This window comes from Sinomonas terrae (assembly GCF_022539255.1).
Taxonomy (GTDB): domain Bacteria; phylum Actinomycetota; class Actinomycetes; order Actinomycetales; family Micrococcaceae; genus Sinomonas; species Sinomonas terrae.
This window is the reverse complement of the sequence record NZ_JAKZBV010000001.1, coordinates 1,385,718-1,403,230: the sequence shown is the minus strand read 5'-3', so window position 1 is coordinate 1,403,230 and position 17,513 is coordinate 1,385,718. Positions and strand designations below refer to the sequence as shown.

Annotated in this window: 16 protein-coding genes; 4 read left to right on the top strand and 12 right to left on the bottom strand. The window is 66.3% G+C overall.

From position 1 onward, the window contains the following. Positions 1 to 7: 7 nt before the first annotated feature. The gene (locus L0M17_RS22665; RefSeq protein WP_241053067.1) at positions 8 to 1,351 is read right to left on the bottom strand and encodes a CpaE/TadZ family protein; all 1,344 of its coding nucleotides are present in this window, start codon (positions 1,349 to 1,351) and stop codon (positions 8 to 10) included. Beyond that, positions 1,348 to 1,989, bottom strand: coding sequence for a CpaB family protein (locus L0M17_RS06550; RefSeq protein ID WP_241053065.1), 642 nt, complete (start codon positions 1,987 to 1,989; stop codon positions 1,348 to 1,350). The genes L0M17_RS22665 and L0M17_RS06550 overlap by 4 nt, the downstream gene beginning before the upstream one ends. Positions 1,990 to 2,167: 178 nt before the next feature. Between L0M17_RS06550 and L0M17_RS06545 the strand changes: the two genes are divergently transcribed. Further along, positions 2,168 to 2,392 (top strand): helix-turn-helix domain-containing protein, encoded by a 225-nt coding sequence (locus L0M17_RS06545; RefSeq protein ID WP_241053062.1) that lies wholly within the window; start codon positions 2,168 to 2,170, stop codon positions 2,390 to 2,392. A 41-nt stretch (positions 2,393 to 2,433) separates the two neighbouring features. Here L0M17_RS06545 and L0M17_RS06540 read toward each other — a convergent pair whose 3' ends face one another. Continuing rightward, positions 2,434 to 2,793, bottom strand: a complete 360-nt coding sequence (locus L0M17_RS06540; protein ID WP_241053060.1) for a hypothetical protein — start codon at positions 2,791 to 2,793, stop codon at positions 2,434 to 2,436. 349 nt (positions 2,794 to 3,142) lie between these two features. Here L0M17_RS06540 and L0M17_RS06535 point away from each other — a divergent pair, with 349 nt between their 5' ends. Together L0M17_RS06535 and L0M17_RS06530 are read left to right on the top strand one after the other, a co-directional pair. Next, entirely contained in the window at positions 3,143 to 3,877 is a 735-nt protein-coding gene (locus L0M17_RS06535; protein WP_241053059.1) for a LysM peptidoglycan-binding domain-containing protein, read from the top strand. Between the two features lie 46 nt (positions 3,878 to 3,923). After that, complete coding sequence (locus tag L0M17_RS06530; RefSeq protein WP_241053058.1) at positions 3,924 to 4,418, top strand: Rv3235 family protein; 495 nt, start codon at positions 3,924 to 3,926, stop codon at positions 4,416 to 4,418. Between the two features lies 1 nt (position 4,419). Here the strand turns inward: L0M17_RS06530 and secA are convergent, their stop codons facing one another. The 7 genes from secA to mtrA all read right to left on the bottom strand — a co-directional run bounded on the left by secA (position 4,420) and on the right by mtrA (position 14,804). Beyond that, on the bottom strand, positions 4,420 to 7,143 hold the full coding sequence (secA, locus tag L0M17_RS06525) for a preprotein translocase subunit SecA (protein WP_241053057.1): 2,724 nt from the start codon (positions 7,141 to 7,143) through the stop codon (positions 4,420 to 4,422). A gap of 60 nt (positions 7,144 to 7,203) precedes the next feature. After that, the gene (locus L0M17_RS06520; protein WP_241056337.1) at positions 7,204 to 8,541 is read right to left on the bottom strand and encodes a winged helix-turn-helix domain-containing protein; all 1,338 of its coding nucleotides are present in this window, start codon (positions 8,539 to 8,541) and stop codon (positions 7,204 to 7,206) included. Positions 8,542 to 8,560: 19 nt separating this feature from the next. Beyond that, positions 8,561 to 9,292, bottom strand: a complete 732-nt coding sequence (hpf, locus tag L0M17_RS06515; protein ID WP_241053056.1) for a ribosome hibernation-promoting factor, HPF/YfiA family — start codon at positions 9,290 to 9,292, stop codon at positions 8,561 to 8,563. A 174-nt stretch (positions 9,293 to 9,466) separates the two neighbouring features. Further along, positions 9,467 to 9,643: a phosphoribosyltransferase family protein gene (locus L0M17_RS06510; protein ID WP_241053055.1), complete on the bottom strand. Its 177-nt coding sequence runs from the start codon at positions 9,641 to 9,643 to the stop codon at positions 9,467 to 9,469. Between the two features lie 878 nt (positions 9,644 to 10,521). Beyond that, positions 10,522 to 12,282, bottom strand: coding sequence for an LpqB family beta-propeller domain-containing protein (locus tag L0M17_RS06505; RefSeq protein ID WP_241053053.1), 1,761 nt, complete (start codon positions 12,280 to 12,282; stop codon positions 10,522 to 10,524). Beyond that, the gene (gene mtrB / locus L0M17_RS06500) at positions 12,279 to 14,117 is read right to left on the bottom strand and encodes an MtrAB system histidine kinase MtrB (RefSeq protein WP_241053050.1); all 1,839 of its coding nucleotides are present in this window, start codon (positions 14,115 to 14,117) and stop codon (positions 12,279 to 12,281) included. Before mtrB ends, L0M17_RS06505 begins: the two co-directional genes overlap by 4 nt. A gap of 12 nt (positions 14,118 to 14,129) precedes the next feature. Next, positions 14,130 to 14,804, bottom strand: a complete 675-nt coding sequence (gene mtrA, locus L0M17_RS06495) for an MtrAB system response regulator MtrA (RefSeq protein ID WP_241053048.1) — start codon at positions 14,802 to 14,804, stop codon at positions 14,130 to 14,132. A gap of 208 nt (positions 14,805 to 15,012) precedes the next feature. On the opposite strand from mtrA, the gene L0M17_RS06490 reads away from it, so the two are divergent. Beyond that, complete coding sequence (locus L0M17_RS06490) at positions 15,013 to 15,915, top strand: cytochrome c oxidase assembly protein (RefSeq protein ID WP_241053047.1); 903 nt, start codon at positions 15,013 to 15,015, stop codon at positions 15,913 to 15,915. A 24-nt stretch (positions 15,916 to 15,939) separates the two neighbouring features. Here the strand turns inward: L0M17_RS06490 and L0M17_RS06485 are convergent, their stop codons facing one another. Both L0M17_RS06485 and L0M17_RS06480 read right to left on the bottom strand, forming a co-directional pair. Beyond that, a complete protein-coding gene (locus tag L0M17_RS06485) occupies positions 15,940 to 16,974 on the bottom strand; it encodes a uroporphyrinogen decarboxylase/cobalamine-independent methonine synthase family protein (RefSeq protein WP_241053046.1) in 1,035 nt (344 codons plus the stop codon). Positions 16,975 to 16,977: 3 nt separating this feature from the next. Beyond that, positions 16,978 to 17,436 carry a chorismate mutase gene (locus L0M17_RS06480; RefSeq protein ID WP_241053045.1) on the bottom strand — a complete coding sequence of 153 codons (459 nt, stop codon included), beginning with the start codon at positions 17,434 to 17,436 and terminating at the stop codon, positions 16,978 to 16,980. Positions 17,437 to 17,513: the final 77 nt, after the last annotated feature.

Sequence of the window (17,513 nt, the reverse complement as noted above, 5' to 3'; positions counted from 1 at the left end):
ATCGAGCCTAGCGCGGTCTCCGTACGCCTGCCCTAGCACTTGGTACAGCAAATCTTCGTTTTCGCTGGACGGGCGAACAGACGAGGTCTGCGATCGCTCGTCGCACCGGGCTCTGAGGGGCAGCTTCCAGCAGAGTCTGGCCGGAAAGGAGAGCTGCATCCACCGTCTCTTCTTCGAAGGGAACGAGCCCGACGATCGGCCGAGCGGGCCCAAAGCGCTCCCAGGCGTCGCGCAGAGCCCTGTCGGGGAATCGGCCCAAAGCGCTCCTCCTCACCTTGTTGAAAACGATGTCCGGATTCGCGCTAGGCACAGCGGCAGCGAGTTCGTCGATGGACCGGACAAGTCGTGGCATGCCGATTGCGTCGGCTGAGCCAACGGCCACGAGTCGATCCGCCATCTCCAGCACCCTAAGGGTCGCGGCATTGCGCCGGGGTGCCATCGTGTCGAAGGAGAGCTCCTCGTCCGCCTCGACGCAGAAACCGACATCCACCACCACGTCATCCGCCGTGCGGCGAGCGGCGTCGAGGACGGCTGAGAGGGATGCCGCCCGCAGCTCGTTCCATCGGTCGGCTCTCGTGATGCCGGTGAGCACGCGGAGCTCTCCACCCTGGGTGACGACGGGAACGGCAAGCCGGTCGAGTGCTTGAGAATCGAGCTGGCCTTGGTCTGCCACCCGACACGCCTGTGCGAGGCCCGCCGATTCGTCGAGCAGTCCTAGGTGCGGCGCGACGCTTGGTCCATAGGTGTCAGCGTCGATGAGGAACACCTTCCGGTTCTGGGCGACCAGCTCCGCCGCCGCATTCACAGCGAGTGTCGTGCGCCCGGGAGATCCGACGGGTCCCCAGAACGCCATAATCCGGCCCCGCGGCTCGCTCGGTTCTTCGCCGGTTCCTTCCCCGTGCGCGGCTCGGCTCTGGACCTCTGAGCGAGGCCTGCCGACGGCAGTGGCCGCCGGGAGCGCGCCCACAAAGGAAAAAGACGAGGCTCGCATCGCATCCGGGCCGGTCGCATGATCTGCCGCGGCGGCGACGAGCTCCTCGAATCCCTCTGCCGGTACATCGACGGAAGCGGCGAACGCTCCCAGACCATCAAGGCGACGTCTCTCACCGTCGTCGTCCGTGAGGCAGACGATCCCCACCCCGACGGCGAGGAGCCGGTCGACGAGCGTCATGGTGACATCGGCTGTACCGCCAGCCACCACCGCGACGCGAGCCGCGCCGCTCTGGCATGCAGCGATCAGCTCCGCGAGCTCATCGCACTCCCTGACGACGACAACAGAATGTCCCCTCCGACCAAGCCGCTCGCCGACATCTCCGAAGTCAGGACCGATGACGGCGATGGGAACCTTCACCGTGCGCGTCCTGAAGGATTCCAGACAACCGAAACCTTGGCCTTGTTGGCCTGCGCTCCGAGCAGCTGAGGCAGCTTCTCGGCGTCGACGAGCACATGGACCAGCGTTTCCCTAGGACCGCCGAGACCTGAAGCAGACGTCTGCAGGTGGGCTATCTCCGCTGCCGGAATGATGAGTCTCGGTTCCGCAAACCCATTTCGGCCGTCCGGCAGTGCAATCCAGACATCGACGCGCGTGCCCGCCACCGCCTCGGCGGGAAGTGGTTCTTGGAGGCTGATGGCAACGGGACTCCGGCCGAGGAGATCGGCCGATCCCAGACTCGAAGCCGGGACAAGGTCGCCCTTGGAAACGCGCTGGACGGCGACTCGTCCGCTCTGGACGCTTCCCTCCGCCAGGTACCGGGAGGCTATTGCACCGAGCTTCACCTCGACCGGCATGAGCTGCTCCAAGCTCACCGACTGCCCTACGGGAATGTCATCCTTGGCCGCGTAGACGACGATAGTCGTCTCAGTAGCCCTTACGAGACCTACCACTCCCGCGATCGAGGCAAGAACCAGAATGACGCCCAGAAGAAGCCTCGGATCCTTCCAGGACGGCCTTCGCAGTCGCAGGCCGGACGGCGTTCCAGTATTGCTCATGCGTCATTCCCCCAGACAGCCCACTCTTTCGGCCGCCAATGTCGGCTTTTTGGCCGCCCATGCCGGGCCCCAAGACCATCGTCCGACCTCGGTCTCCAAGCTCCAACAGGACGGGTCAAACCACGCCAAATCGTGGGCATATCGGTCAAACCGCGTCTCTAGCTGGCAGGATAGGCCTATGCCTCGCTTCCTCACTCTCGCGGACGTCTGCGAACAGCTGCAGATCAGCGCCGCTCAGGCCTATGCCCTAGTGCGCAGCGGGGAGCTCAAGGCCATACAGGTTGGCGGTCGTGGCCAGTGGCGAGTCGAAGAGGTAAAGCTCGAGGAGTACATCCAAGAGAGCTACGCGAGGACCGAACGCATGGTCGCCGAGCAGCAGGGCTCTCGGTCGCCCCAACCATGAATTACCGGCCCGGGTTCGAGCCCCAGGTTCGAGGCCTGACCTCACGCCTGCGAAACCACTGCGACGAGCGAGTCTAACGGGACAAGCGTGCGGCTGCGCCTACCCCTAAGTGACGAAAATTCTCCGAGGCTGAAGAGTTCCAAGTAGTCGCGCCCCACCACGTCGATCACGCCGTTCTCGGCCAGCGGCTCGCCTGAAGACGCGGCAAGGTGGCAGACCACGCGCGAGCGGTCGCGGGCGAGGGCCCTCAATGCCGTACGAATGCTGAGCGAGCGCCTGACAGCAGAGCTTTCCCCTACCGTCTCCCTGCCGACTCCCCTCACCGCGGCGACCGCCGCCATGGGCACGAGAACACTGCGGTGGCCTGCCTCGAGCACACACCATTCCTCCGCCAGCTCCATGATCCGCCCTTGGAAGCGAAGCCCGCTCCGAAGGGTGAATTCGACGGGAGCCGACTGCGCACGCAGACGGTCGACCAGAGGGACTGCCCCCTGCTCAGCCCGGACCAGCTCGTTGACACCTGACTCGAAAGCGGCCCGTTCGGCCGCCGTTACTTGTGCTTCCAGGTCATCGAAAAGGCTCCCCCAACGCATGGCCTCACCCTAGGCGTGGCAGGCATCCCGAGCAATCGCCGGCGGGGCGCGGGTGGACAGTACTTGTCGAAAATGGTCAGACTTGCCCCATCGCGCCAAACGATGTCAAAAGGCATCAAACTTGATCGAAGGCGACATCCGAGGTGGGGGGAGAACGATGAAGCCGGAAATAGCGCCTGTGGCCAGCGACGCCGCAGCAGCAGGGGTCATTCTCATGATGGGGTTCGTCCTCGCGGCGAGCGGGCAGGCGATCGCTTCGAACGGGAGCACTTCCAACGCCGAGGCCCTGGTGGGGCTAGGCGCAAGCGCCCTCGGCTTGGTCATCGTGGCCTGGTGGCTTCTCACCATGACGCTCGCGGCGGTGGCCGCCCTGCTGCACGCTGCTGGACAGCAGCGTGCAGCCCGGTGGGCAGGGGCTGCAGCTCCCGCCTTCATGCGGAGACTCGCATTGGCCGTTCTGGGGGCGACGCTCGCCGTGGGTCCCGCGGCCCACGCGGCTGAGCCACCGCTCGACCCTGCGTGGCAGGCCACCGCTCCGCTCGAGGTCTCTTCGGACAACGTCGCACCTTCCGCGGCTCCAGCCGACACTCGCGACGACGTGCAGGATCATGAATCGACCGTCCAGCCAGAAGCATGGGCGCCACGGATCGAGCCCACGGCACCAGGTCCGCTGGCGCGCCCCGAGCTGCGGACGACGGCGCGTCCTCCGTCCGCTGTCGAGGTGCGCCCGGGGGACTCGCTCTGGAGCATCGCGGCCCGCCATCTGGGCCCGGGGGCTAACGCCGTCGACGTCGCCGAGGCTTGGCCTCGCTGGTTCGAGGCGAACCGAGCAGTGATCGGCGACAATCCAGACCTGCTCCGTCCAGGCCAGCTGCTCGTCCCACCGAATTGATACGTCGAACCACTTTCCAGCCGCCGCGTGTCAGAACGAAGGAATCATGATGAGCAGAGACGTAACTCGACCTGGCGCGGCAATCGCTGCGCCTCCCCGCGCCAGCGTCGGCGTCGATGGAACTTCAGCCCTCGCAGGCCCGCCGGCGCCGCTGCCCCCACGCGCGCTCCATGCGGTCGGTTCGAGCACCGAACGTCACTCCGTGGAACAGCTTGCGGCGCGCATCACGGGTGCGGCAGTGGAAGTCCTCGCCGGGCAACGACCGGTCCAGCAGCTTGCGCCTTGGCTGCCACGGGACCTGCTGGCGAGGCTCCAGCTCCGGGCGAATCTCGGTCGCATCGACACGGAGACGCCCCGGTCCAGAGCGGCGCGGGCTCATCGCGCCTCGACCGTGACCTCGGCTCGGGCTGCCCTCGTGTCTCCCGGTGTCTATGAAGCCTCGGCTGTCGTCTCGGACCGGTTGCGCAGCCGTGCAGTTGCGCTTCGGCTCGAAAACGTCAGCGGAGGCGGGTGGCGCGTTACAGCTCTCGAAATCGGCTGAATCAGCGACGGCGATTCTTCGCCCGCCTCGGTGCCTGCTGATCGGATGAGGGCCCCGTGGCGCCCGACCGGTTGCCGCGTGAACCGTTCTGGGATGCCTTACCTGAGCGGGCCTGCTCGACGTGAGTTTCGGTTGAACCGTCCTCCGCGGGAGCACTGTACTGCAGCTGAGCCGGCCGCTCGGGAGCTTCGACCGGCGATGCCTCTGTAGGCGCTCCCTCAGGAACAGCCTGCGCGGCCTGGACCTCGAGGTTGTACAGGAAGCTGACGGACTCCTCGCGGATGCCCTCCATCATCGTCTGGAACATCGCGAAACCCTCGCGCTGGTACTCGACGAGCGGATCGCGCTGGGCCATGGCGCGAAGCCCGATGCCCTCCTTGAGGTAATCCATCTCGTAGAGGTGCTCCTGCCACTTCCGCCCGATGACGGACAGGACAACGCGTCGTTCGAGCTCGCGCATGTTGTCGGAGCCGACTTCCTGTTCTCGCCGCTGGTAAACCAGCTTCGCGTCCGAGAGGATCTCCTCCTTGAGCATCTCGACGGTCACGCGAGCCTTGCCGCCCGCTTCCTCGATGATGTCCTGCGGTGTGATCGTGACGGGGAACAGCGTGCGGAGGTTGTTCCACAGGGCGTGGAAGTCCCAGTCGTCGCCGTTGCCCTCGGCAGTCGACGATTCGATCATCGCCGTGAGGGTGTCCTCGATGAAGAACTGGACCTTTTCGTGCAGGTCGTCACCCTCAAGGATTCGCCGCCGGTCGCCGTAGATGGCCTCACGCTGGCGGTTCAGGACGTCGTCGTATTTGAGGACGTTCTTGCGCTGCTCGGCATTTCGGCCCTCGACCTGCGCCTGAGCCGACTGGATGGCCCGCGAGACGAGCTTGGACTCGAGGGGCGTGTCGTCGGGGAGGCTGCTCGCCATGAGCCGCTCGGCTCCGCCGGTGCCGAAGAGACGCATGAGGTCGTCCGTGAGCGAAAGGTAGAAGCGTGACTCCCCAGGATCGCCCTGACGGCCAGAACGGCCTCGGAGCTGGTTGTCGATGCGCCGGGACTCATGCCTTTCGGTGCCGAGCACGTAGAGTCCACCAAGCTCAAGAACCTCGTCGTGCTCCTCCTTGACGGCCTTCTGGGCCTCCTCGAGGGCCCCCGGCCACGCGGTCTCGTAGGCCTCCGAGTCCTCCTCGGGGTCGAGTCCGCGAGAGGCCAGCTCCGCGACGGCCATGAACTCCGCATTGCCACCGAGCATGATGTCGGTGCCTCGGCCTGCCATGTTGGTCGCGACAGTTACGGCGCCCTTCCGGCCTGCCTGCGCGACAATCGCCGCTTCCCGGGCATGGTTCTTCGCGTTGAGCACCTCGTGGCGCACCCCGGCCTTGGCAAGAGCCTGTGAGAGGTACTCGCTCTTCTCCACGCTCGTCGTGCCGACGAGGACGGGCTGGCCCTTCGCGTTGCGGCGCGAGATGTCCTTCACGACCGCGTCGAACTTCACGACTTCGTTCTTGTAGACGAGGTCGGACTGGTCGGCGCGCGCCATCGGCTTGTTGGTCGGAATCGGCACGACACCAAGCTTGTAGGTGCTCATGAACTCGGCGGCCTCGGTCTCTGCCGTACCGGTCATGCCCGAGAGCTTCTCGTAGAGGCGGAAGTAGTTCTGAAGCGTGATCGTCGCGAGCGTCTGGTTCTCGGCCTTGATCTCGACGCCTTCCTTGGCCTCGATCGCCTGGTGCATGCCCTCGTTGTACCGGCGCCCGGGAAGGATGCGCCCGGTGTGCTCGTCGACAATGAGAACCTCGCCGTCGAGCACGACGTAGTCCTTGTCCCGCTTGAAGAGCTCCTTCGCCTTGATGGCGTTGTTGAGGAAGCCGATCAGGGGCGTATTGGCGGACTCGTAGAGATTGTGGATGCCGAGGTAGTCCTCGACCTTCTCGATGCCCGGCTCGAGCACGCCGACCGTGCGCTTCTTCTCGTCGACCTCGTAGTCACCTTCCGAGAGGCGCAGCGCGATCTTCGCGAACTCCGAGTACCAGCGGTTCGCATCCCCCTGGGCAGGCCCCGAGATGATGAGCGGGGTACGAGCCTCATCGATCAGGATCGAGTCGACCTCGTCGACGATCGCGAAGTGGTGCCCGCGTTGGACGAGCTCGTTCTTGTCCCACGCCATGTTGTCACGGAGGTAATCGAAGCCGAACTCGTTGTTGGTGCCGTACGTGATTTCGGCTTCGTACTGCTTCCGGCGCGCCGCCGGGTCCATGTTCGCCAGGATGCAGCCGCTCGAGATGCCCAGGAAGCGGTAGACGCGTCCCATGAGCTCGGACTGGTACTCGGCGAGGTAGTCGTTGACGGTGACAACGTGGACGCCCTTGCCGGTGAGCGCATTCAGGTAGGCGGGCGCGGTGGCCACGAGGGTCTTGCCTTCACCGGTCTTCATCTCGGCGATGTTGCCGAGGTGCAGGGCGGCGCCACCCATGAGCTGAACATCGAAGTGCCTCATGCCGAGGGTACGGCCCGCCGCCTCTCGCACAGCGGCGAACGCCTCGGGAATGAGGTCGTCGAGCTTCTCGCCGTCCTCGTAGCGTGCCTTGAGCCGGTCGGTCTCCTCACGGAGCTCGGCATCCGTGAATCCCTTGAACTCTTCCTCGAGAGCATTGGTCGCGTCGACATAGACGCGAAGCTGCTTCAGGATCCGGCGATCGCCGCTCCGGAGGAGTTTCTCGAGAAGGTTTGCCACGTGGCTTTCGCTCCCTTGTCAATGGCGTGAGCCCGCAACGCCGTGTATTGCGGGCGGCTATCAGTCTACGGGAGACACGCGCATCGGCGTATCCGGGTTCCCCACCGCTCGAACCTCCGCTGCGAACGCCGCCATTTCCCTCACCTCGACTGCCGACGCTTCGACCGTCCGTACGTGGAGGGACTGGGCTACTGCCGTCGCGAGACTTCCCTCGGCACCCACCACGATCTCCGAGAGCTGGAGCCAGTCGGCAAGGAGGCGCAGCTCCTGTGCGAGTTCGACGGCGGTCTCCGCCGGGGCGTCCGCCTCGCCATGGACAGCGTGGACAAGGAGGGCTCCGCCAGCGCGGTCGGCCTTCAGATCGACTCTTGCCACCATCGTCTCGCCCAGCAGGAACGGCAGCACGTAGTAGCCGTATCGTCGACGGTCGGCGGGAGTGTAGATCTCAATCCGATAGTGAAAGCCGTAGAGCTTCTCGAGCCGGCGCCGCTCAAATACCAGTGAATCGAACGGACTCAAGAGGGCTCGTGCCGTAGCGCTTCTCGGAATGCTCGCCGCCGTGTCTTTAAAGAGCCGATGGCCCCAGTCCTGGACCTGTACCAACTCAGCCTCGCGCGTGCGCACGAGTTCCGCGAGCGCGGCCTCGGTGGCCTTGACGGGAAGGCGAAAGTAATCGGCGAAGCATCTGACAGTGCCGATGCCGTGGGCACGGAGCGCGGCGCGCGTCAGGATGAGCGCTGCCTCGTCCTGACCGAGGGCACCAGTCCGATCGGGCTGCGACCAGCCTCCCGAATTCACGGGCGGCATGACCGCTGCGGTGAGCGCGTAGCGTCGCTCGAACGACGCCGTGCGGCCCGCCGAGCTCACGACGCCCTGCTCGAACAGATGGCTGACGACGCGCTTGACGGCATTCCAATTCCAGCCCCAGTTGTCGGTCCGCCGTTCCTCGACGTGCCCGAGACGCTGGGTGAGCTGCGCTGCCGTGAGCGGCCGGCTCGACGCCAACGTGCTCAGAATCCGCTCGGTCAATTCGTCCCGCACTCCGGGGTCGAGGTTCGAGGCGCCGACCCAGTCACGCTTCTGCCAGAGTCGGAGCGCCTCGAAGTGTTCGGGCTTGATGAAGCTAGCCTCGTGCGCCCAGTACTCCACCATTCGCCGGGGGCTTCGCGACGACATGCGGTCGAGGCTCTCCCTCTCATAGGGACCGAGCCGAGAGAAGAATGGCAGGTAGTGGCTGCGGACCAGCACGTTGACCGAGTCGATCTGTACGAGCTGGAGCCTGTCAAAGGTCCGGCCCAAGGCCCTCGCCGTGACGGGGGCCTTGGGCCGTGGTCCTACAAGTCCTTGTGCGGAGAGGGCGATGCGTCGGGCCTGTGAAAGGCTCAGGGCAGCGCCCACCAGCTCTCCTTCCGCGCCGTCAGTGGACGACCGCTCCTTCATCGTCGGAACGATAGGCGAGGATGCGGTCCTCGACCGCGGCCTTGCCCGGCTCGCACGCCTGGTCAAGGCTGATCACGCCATATGTCCACCCCCGACGACGGTACACGACCGACGGTGTATTGGTTTCGGCATCGATGAACAGATAGAAGTCGTGGCCGACCAGCTCCATGTTGTCAACCGCGTCATCGAGGGTCAGTGTTGCCGCGGGAAAGACCTTGCGGCGGATCAGAACGGGCGAATCGCCTGCTGGAATGTCGTTCTCCACCTCATACGGCGACTGGCTGTCGGGCTCAGTTTGATGGTCCTGAGTCTGAATAGGCTCGCCAACATAGATCGGGGCGCTCCCACTGACAACGGGGAGGGACGCGGTCGCCGTCTTCACGGCGATCGGAGTGTGCTTGCCGTGGTGCACCTTGCGCCTGTCCTTCACCCGCCTTAAGCGTTCAAGGAGCTTTCCGTACGCTAGATCGAAGGCCGCGAACTTGTCCGGGGCAGTCGCCTCCGCTCGGATCACCGGCCCACGTCCTGTGACGGTGAGTTCGACAGTGAGCTGATCTCCACCTGATCGGGTGCTGGTTTGCTTCGAGCACTTGGCGTCGACACGCTGCACCTTGTCTGCAAGGTTCTCGATCTTCTCGAGCTTCTCGGTGGCGTACTCGCGGAACCGGTCCGACACAGTCAGGTTGCGCCCGCTGATCTTGAACTCCATGGTGCCCTCCAGAAGACTACTCGGTCAGCCCGACGGGGGCTCGTGGGGGCCGCTGCTTGACAGTCGAGCCCCTTTCCTGAGCCGCTATCGAGAGGTTCCCCTCAGCCTGGAACCTAGTACCGACGTTAGTTGATCGTCACCGTTTGCACACCCCTTCTTGCCCTGAAATTCACTTCATGTCCGCTCAGAGCGCGAAAGAGGCGGGTCGGTGCGTCCCGCTCCGGGAACGACCGCCACGACAACTGCGCCAAGCACGACGGCGCCGATGTCCTCGAGAGCCCGGGCGGCCTCCCGAAGCGTGGCGCCGGTGGTGAGCACATCGTCGACGATGACGACGGCTTCGCCCGCCATGCATCGAGACACGGGGCCCGCCCGACGCGCCAGCGCCAGCGCCAGACCCATTCCCCCGTATCGCGCCCTCAGGGGCGTCCGCACGCGAAAGCTCCCCGCCAGACGAGCCCTTCTGTCCCTCCGCCCTAGGCCCTTCTGGCCCCCTCCCGAGCCCGAAAGCCTCGCACTCAGCATGTTTCGGAGGCTTGCGGCCACCCCCGTGCGACGCATCCCGAGCGCTGCCACGCATCGCACACCGTGCGGCAACAGGCTGTGTCGCGAAAGCCACCGCAGTAGCTCCTGGACGGGGTCGAATCCCCTGCGGATGAAAGCCGCAGTGCTCGTGGGCACAGGGACCAGCCAGACCGCAGCCCCCGGACGAGACTCCGGAACGGCCGCTCGCAACGCACGGCCCAGGGCTGCGGCCAGTTCGGCGCGAAGGTCCGGCGATCCACGACGCTTGTAGGCCAGCAGAGCATGCGCGAGTTCGCCCCGATAGAGCCCCGCCGCCACCGCGGCGACCAGGATGCCGCCGTCGTACTCAAGAAGCGCGGGGGCGAGGTCCTCGCACCGGGCGGGAACCGACGTCGCCCGCCGAAGCCTCCGAGCGCAAGGCGCACAGAGAACGGTGTCGGGCGCTCGGCAGGCGGCGCACTCGACCGGCACAACAAGCGAAAGGAGGGCAGATGCGCCCCCTCCGACCATCGCAAGAACCCGGCGGAGGACACCGGTCACCGGAGCGACGTGCCGCGAGGGACTGGACATCGCTCTATGCTGCCCCGGCCGCGATTTCGCTCCAGGCGGCCCTCATGGCCGTGTGGACGAAACGCCCCGGCTGGCTCTGTGGAGGGGCAATGGAAAGCTGCGGAGACGACAGAACCCGTCGTCAGAGCAGAAAATCATCCCGCGAAGGAGAGCTCCGTGGCGCCCTTGCCCTGCTCGGTCCACGAGGTGCGGACCAGGAGATAGATGCCGTTCGGAGTCATCGCGTAAATCGCCGTGTCCCCGTTTCCGGCCGAGAGCGATTGAATTCCGGTGAGCGGGGAGATCTGGCGCGGCTCGCCGCCCTGAAGGCTCACGAGTTCAGGGGCGACCTGAGCGGTGGAAGAGGTTTCGGAGACGACAATGGTGGATTCGTCCACCCAGAGCGCGACGTCGGGGTTCTTTGCCGTGACCGGCAGGGTGATGGGGTTCGTGAGCGCCTGGGGCGTGCCGTCGGCCCCGCGGACGATGCCCGAGACCTGAAGAAGGGTCTGGCCGTTTGCCTCGGAGAGAACCAGCGCGCGGACACCGTCGCGGGAGACGCGCAGGGACTTCACCGTCCGCCCCGCAAGCCACGGCGCCGACACTGTCGCGTGCGGAACCGTCGCATTCTGACCGGTTCCGATCGGCTTGAAGGCAACGATCTGCCCGGGACTGCCGGAGTCCGGCAGCGCTGACCATACCCAATCGTCAGGCGCGATCGACGGCGGCACGAGAGATTGCCCCGAGTCCAGGAGCCGCGCCGGCTGGCCCGGGATGATCGAATACAGGCTCCTGCCATCGTCGCCGAGGAACGCGTAGACGTGCAGGGACGCGGCGGCGGCGGGATCCGATGGATCCAGCTGTGAGACCGAGGCGACGCCATCGATCTTGGAGGCCTGTTTCGAACCATACTGCACGAGCTGGCCGTCGGCGATGCCGACCTGCCAGGCCGGGACCTTCGGATCCACGAGCGGGTCTGGTGGCCGCGGCGCTGAGGGATCCTGGATCGCGACCTCGGTCTGGTTGGTCCTCAGCGACACGTCCCCGACCGATGGGAGCGCCGCGAACGTGCGCACCAGCTGGCTGTGCATGCGCTGCCGATCCGTGAAGGACGCGTCCCGCAGCTCAGGCGTCAGGTCGACCTGGGCGACGCCGCTGACAATGGGCACGGACTCGCGCTCGAGCTGGATCCCCGGTGGGAACGCGCTCGCGACCGCTGGCTTGAGATACGGCGCGGGGCCCGCAATGAGTGCGCTCACGAGGGACTTCGCGATGCCGGAATTGTCGATGAACCAGCGCGCATCGGGAACGAGGACGCTGAACGTCGGGTCGAAGAAGTAGATCGAGAAGGCTCGGTACAAGACCTTGAATGTCTCCTCGGGAATGGCCGTGCCGTCTGGAATCTTGGAGAGCCGCCACTGCCCGTCGACTTGCGTGAGCTCCACGTCGATCGCCTGCTTGGTCCCCGGCGGGTACTGCGTCATGATCCCGTCTTGGTCCACCGAATACGCGACATCGAGCTCATAGCGATAAGCGTTCGGGCGCCCTGCTGGAACGACTGTCGCACTGCCCCGGTAGACGAGCGTCCGCTGGCTCGGCTTCCACGAGACGGCATTGGCCGGCGCCAGGAACTGCCGCGCGACAGTGAAGTCGTTCTGATAGCCCGAGCCCGCATTGAAGAAGCCCTCGATGATCGACTGGGGCGAGGCCCCCGTCTGAGGCCCCGGTGGGATGTACTGCGGCGCGTTTCCGATCGCCGAACCGCCGTCGTTGCTTGTGCCGACCGGTCCTGCCGTCGGGATCTGGGCGCAGGCGGCCACGGTCAGGAGGGCGACCAAGGCAAGGGCTGCCCAACGAAGCACGCGCCCGAAGCGCGTGGAGTGCGCCGAAACGGACGACGACGAAGGGTCCTTCACGGCGTTCGGCCTCCGAATTCGCGGGGTACATCGGCGGATGGCGGGCTGGCGGATGGCGGTCCGGCATTCAGCAGTGCGGTGGTCCCCACGACCACATCGCGGGTGGCCCCGCGGACGAGGGGAAGCGCGCCGCCCGGGTCGAGGGCGACAGGCGATTCGACGATCGTCCCACCAGCGTGCAGGGGCAGCGTGAGCCGGAAGCACGAACCTTCGCGTCGCCGTCCCCAAGCCTGCAGCCAACCGTTGTGCAGCTTCACGTCTTCCGTGGCGATGGACAGCCCGAGGCCCGAGCCGCCCGTCTTGCGTGCCCGGGCGGGATCCGCGCGCCAGAACCGGTCGAAGACGCGCGCTGCCTCTGACGGCGACATCCCGATGCCATGATCGCGCACGGAAACCCCGACCGCGTCGGCGTTGGCCGCGACGAAGATCTCGACCGGCTTGCCCTCGCCGTGCTCGAGCGCATTGAGGAGGAGATTGCGGAGCACGCGCTCGATACGCCGCGCGTCCATGTCGACGACGATGCTCCCGGCCCTCGTATACAGCCGAACCTCGGAGCCGCAGGAGACGGCAATCGGTGCGGCGGTCTCGATGACAGCTCGCACGACGGCGACGATGTCCTGTGGTTCGACGTCGAGGCGGGCTGCTCCCGCATCGAATCTCGAGATCTCGAGAAGGTCATTGAGAAGCGCCTGAAAGCGCTCGACCTGGTTGTAGAGAAGCTCGGCAGACCGCTTGTTCACAGGGTCGAACTGCTCGCGTGCGTCATAGAGCACCTCGGCAGCCATGCGCACTGTCGTGAGCGGGGTCCTCAGCTCGTGGGAGACGTCGGAGACGAACCGCTGCTGCATCTGCGACAACGCTGCAAGCTGGTTGATCTGCTCCTGGAGACTCGTCGCCATGTGGTTGAAGGATTTCGCGAGACGAGCGACCTCGTCCTCTCCTTCGACCGCCATGCGCTCCTCGAGCTGGCCCGCCGCTAGCTTCTCTGAAACGGCAGCCGCGTGGCTCACGGGGCTGACGAGGCTGCGGGTCACGATCCACACGATCGCGCCGATGAGCAGGAGGAGGAAGACGCCGCCGAACCACAGGACGTTCTGCATCTCGTCGAGCGTTTCCTGCGCGGACTGGATGTCATACAGCAGGTAGAGCTCATAGACTGTGCCGCCGAAGGTGACCTTGTTGCCCACCGCGATCGCCGGGTGGATCGTGTTGTCGACCGTGAGCGGAATCGACTCCCAGAATTGCTCCGACCGCTGGGACCCTTCGACGGCTTGGCGCAGCGACTGGGGGATGTCGTTCTCGGTTCTGAGGTACGACGCACGGCTGTCCACCCACTGGTTGCGCGGCTGGTCCTGGTTCGGGACAGCAAGGAACACGTACTGGCGTGGGGTGCCCGACTCCCGTGCTTCAAGGGTGGCCAACGTGTCGTTGACGAGCTTCAGGACGCCCTGCTGGTCGCTCACCTGGGCACCGTCGAACGTCTCCTGGACCTGCGTCACGCTTTGGCGGGTCTGGACCTCAGCCTGCGTGAGCCGTTCTTGGAAGAGGCTGTTGGCTATCTGGTTGGACAGATAGATCCCGACGCCGAAGATCGAGGCGCACGCGAGGACGAGCGTGATGAAGACGGTGCGAAACTGCAGGGAGCGCCGCCACCGCCGGGCGAGAGCCGAACGGATCCGGCCCGGGACGCGGAGCACACGCCGGAGGTACCCCCGGCCGCCTCGCCGCAGACGTGCGGAGGAGATCCGGGCGCGACGGGCGGCGAGAGCTCCGCGGCGCTGCGCACGGCGCGCGAACTCGCGGGCCTGTGCCCGGCGGTCCTCCTGCTGTTCCATCTCCGCCTCGGTCTACGTCCCGGCCTTGTAGCCGACGCCCCGGACAGTCAGGACGATTTCCGGGGCCTCGGGGTCACGTTCGATCTTCGAACGAAGACGCTGTACATGGACGTTAACGAGCCGGGTGTCGGCTGCATGCCGGTATCCCCAGACCTGCTCGAGCAGAAGCTCGCGCGTGAACACCTGCCACGGCTTGCGGGCGAGCGCTACAAGCAGGTCGAACTCGAGCGGCGTGAGGGCGATCGGCGCGTCACCGCGCCTCACCGTGTGACCCGCGACGTCTATCGAGACGTCGCCGATCCGAAGCGTCTCCGGCGTCTTGGCTTCGCCCGGTCGCAGCCGTGCGCGGACCCGAGCGACGAGCTCGGCGGGTTTGAAGGGCTTCGGCACGTAGTCGTCTGCACCCGATTCCAGCCCACGCACGACGTCAGACGTGTCCGACTTGGCGGTGAGCATGACGATGGGAACATCGGACTCTGCACGGATCCGGCGGCACACCTCAATCCCATCGAGGCCGGGAAGCATGAGGTCGAGCAGCACGAGGTCGGGCTTCTGGGCACGGTAGACGTCGAGAGCCTCTCCCCCGTCCGCGCAGAAGACGGGCTCGAACCCGTCATTGCGCAACACGATGCCGATCATCTCGGCGAGGGCCTCGTCGTCGTCTATAACCAGAATGCGTGCCTTCATGCTTTCCACTTTCCCGCACAATCCACTGCGGGCCGTTCAGGCACGCCCGCGCGTGCGCTGTTCCATTCTAATCTGGGCATCAATGCAGCCGTCTCCCGCGTTAGCGCTGGCGACTCGCGCGTTGCCGCGACGGTCCGTCCGGCAGGCCGGCCATTCGGCGGCGTCCCAGCCACGTGGCGTCCCAGCCACGTGGCCTACAATCGTCAGAGTGCCGCCCGTCTCCACCCTCCTGACCACCGTTACGCTCGATCCCGCTGCTCTGGCCCTTGCGGTGGTCGCTGCGGTGCTCTACGGCATTGGGCTCCGTTCGGCCCACCGCCGCGGTGTGAGTTGGCCTCTCTGGCGGATCCTCTGCTTCTACATCTTCGGCATCGCCGCATATCTTGTCCTCACCTGCGGCTTCACGGGTGCCTACGGCCGCGAGCTCCGCTGGGCCTTCACGCTCAAGCTCGCGCTCGTGTTCTTCGTGCTCCCGCCGCTCGCAGGGCTCGGGAGGCCTCTCAGCCTCGCACGGGCAGCCCTCGCCGACCGAGGCCGTGAGCGGCTCGATGCAGTCATGGGCAGTCGCTCGATGCGGATCCTCGGAAACGCCTTCGTCGCGCCGATTCTCGGTCTCGCATTCTTCGGCACGTTCCTCACGCCGCTCCTGTACACGTACCGAGCCAATGGGGTCGTGAGCGGAGCCCTGAGCGTCGCCGTCCCGCTGCTTGGACTCCTGCTCGCACTGCCCATCACCGAGGCCGAGGGTTTCCAGCGGACCTCGAGCTTCATCATGCTCGAGTTCGTCTACGTGTTCATCGAGCTCCTGGCAGACGCCGTTCCCGGGATCGCGCTGCGACTCAACGACACAGTGCTCGACGGCGTCACCCAGTGGTCGGCTGGCGCGCCGAGCTGGTTCCCCTCCCCCATCCGCGACCAGCAGCTCGCGGGCGATCTTCTGTGGTTCATTGCCGAGATCGTGGATCTCCCGCTCATCATCCTCATGTTCGTGCGGTTCAGCCGCAGCGACCGGCGCGAGGCTCGCAGCTTCGACGAGTTGAGCGACGAAGAGATGGACGCACTGACCGAGGCGCATCTCCGCCGACGCGGCGAGCAGGCCAGCGGCGGCTAGGCCCGGGAAGAAGGCCTGCAGCGGTCAGCCGAAGGCCAGCTGGTTGACGGCGTCGGCGAGCTTCACGAGCCGGGTGAGAGCCGCCGTCGCCCGTTCCGGTGACACACCGCTCAGGCTTCCGCCGGGGGTCACCCGAACGGCCCCGAGTGCGCTCTCGGGCAGTCCGAGCTGCCGCCAGGGCCGGAGCAGCCGGTCCGCGATATCGTGGGTGGTTGCCGCTGGCGGAACGTCGAGCGGAAGAACGCCGAGCCAGACCCTCGCCTCGCCTTCGACGGCCCCCGCGAGAGCCTCCCATTGTGCGACGCTCAGCGACTCGGCGGGGAGCGCGAGGCCGTCCGCGCCCGATTCGAGGATGCGCTCGATCGGCGCCTCCCACGCCGGCGTCTGGACAATGACCTGCTCGGCCCCGCTATCGCGCAAAGCGTCCACGAGCTGGGACCAAGCGCCCCTCGCCTCGGCTGCGGGCACGGCGCGCAGGGTCTGGTAGCCGCTCGCGGTCGGGAGCAGGCCCGCGAGGACTTGAGCTGCGTCGGGCTCGGCAACCTGCACCGTGAGCTGCGCGCCCGGCGCCGCGGCGCGGACACGTGCAAGAAATGCCGCAACCCCCGCCGCAAGCGACTCGGCGACGTCCCGTCGCGCCCCCGAGTCGACGAGAACTCGCTCTCCGTTGCGGAGGTACAGGCCCGCCATGAGGCTCAGCGGCCCCAGTATTCGGACCTGCAGCCCCTCGGCGTGAGACTCTTCGGCGCCAGCCACATCGGCCAGCACGTTGAGATCGGTCGCTAGCGCCGACGCGGCCCTCGAAGCGTCACGCCCAGGACGTTCGACGAGCCGCCACCCATGCGGCTGCACGTCGGCATAGAGGTCCACGAGGAGGCTCGCGGTGCGCCCCACCGCGTCGGAGCCTACGCCACGCTCGGGCAGTTCGGCGAGGAACGGCAGATGCGGGCTGCCGAGCTCGCCGCGAATGGCCTTCTCTGCTTCGACGGGGTCCGTCCCGGGCCACTCGCCGAGAGCAGTGGCCGTGACCTGAGCCGGCGCGGTCGCCTCTGACGACATTCCTCAGGCCTGATCCGTCGGGCCAGTCTCGTCGGCGGGACTGTCCACCGGGCCCGCAGGGCTCTGCCGCGCGTGATGGTCCTCCGAGATCGCCTGATGATGCCGGATGACCTCGCTGATGATGAAGTTGAGGAACTTCTCCGCGAAGGCCGGGTCCAGCTGGGCGTCCTCTGCGAGGCGCCGGAGGCGCGCGATCTGCGCCGCTTCCCGGTCGGGGTCAGCAGGCGGCAAGTGGTGCTTGGCCTTGAGCCAGCCGACCCGCTGGGTAACCTTGAACCGCTCCGCGAGAAGGAAGACAAGTGTCGCATCGAAATTGTCGATGCTGGAACGGATGGAGAGCAGCTCCTTCATGACGGCGGGATCGACGTTGCCTTTGAGGGAACTCGCGGTCGGGTCGTATTCGTCGCCGGCTTCGATCTCATCCGAGTCGAGGCGGGCGTCATCACGGGGCTGCTCGGTCATGGTGCAAGTCTAGGTTGCCGAGCAGGCGCGCGAGGACGACGACGGCGCTAGCCAGCCGCCGTCGTCGTCCTCGCGCT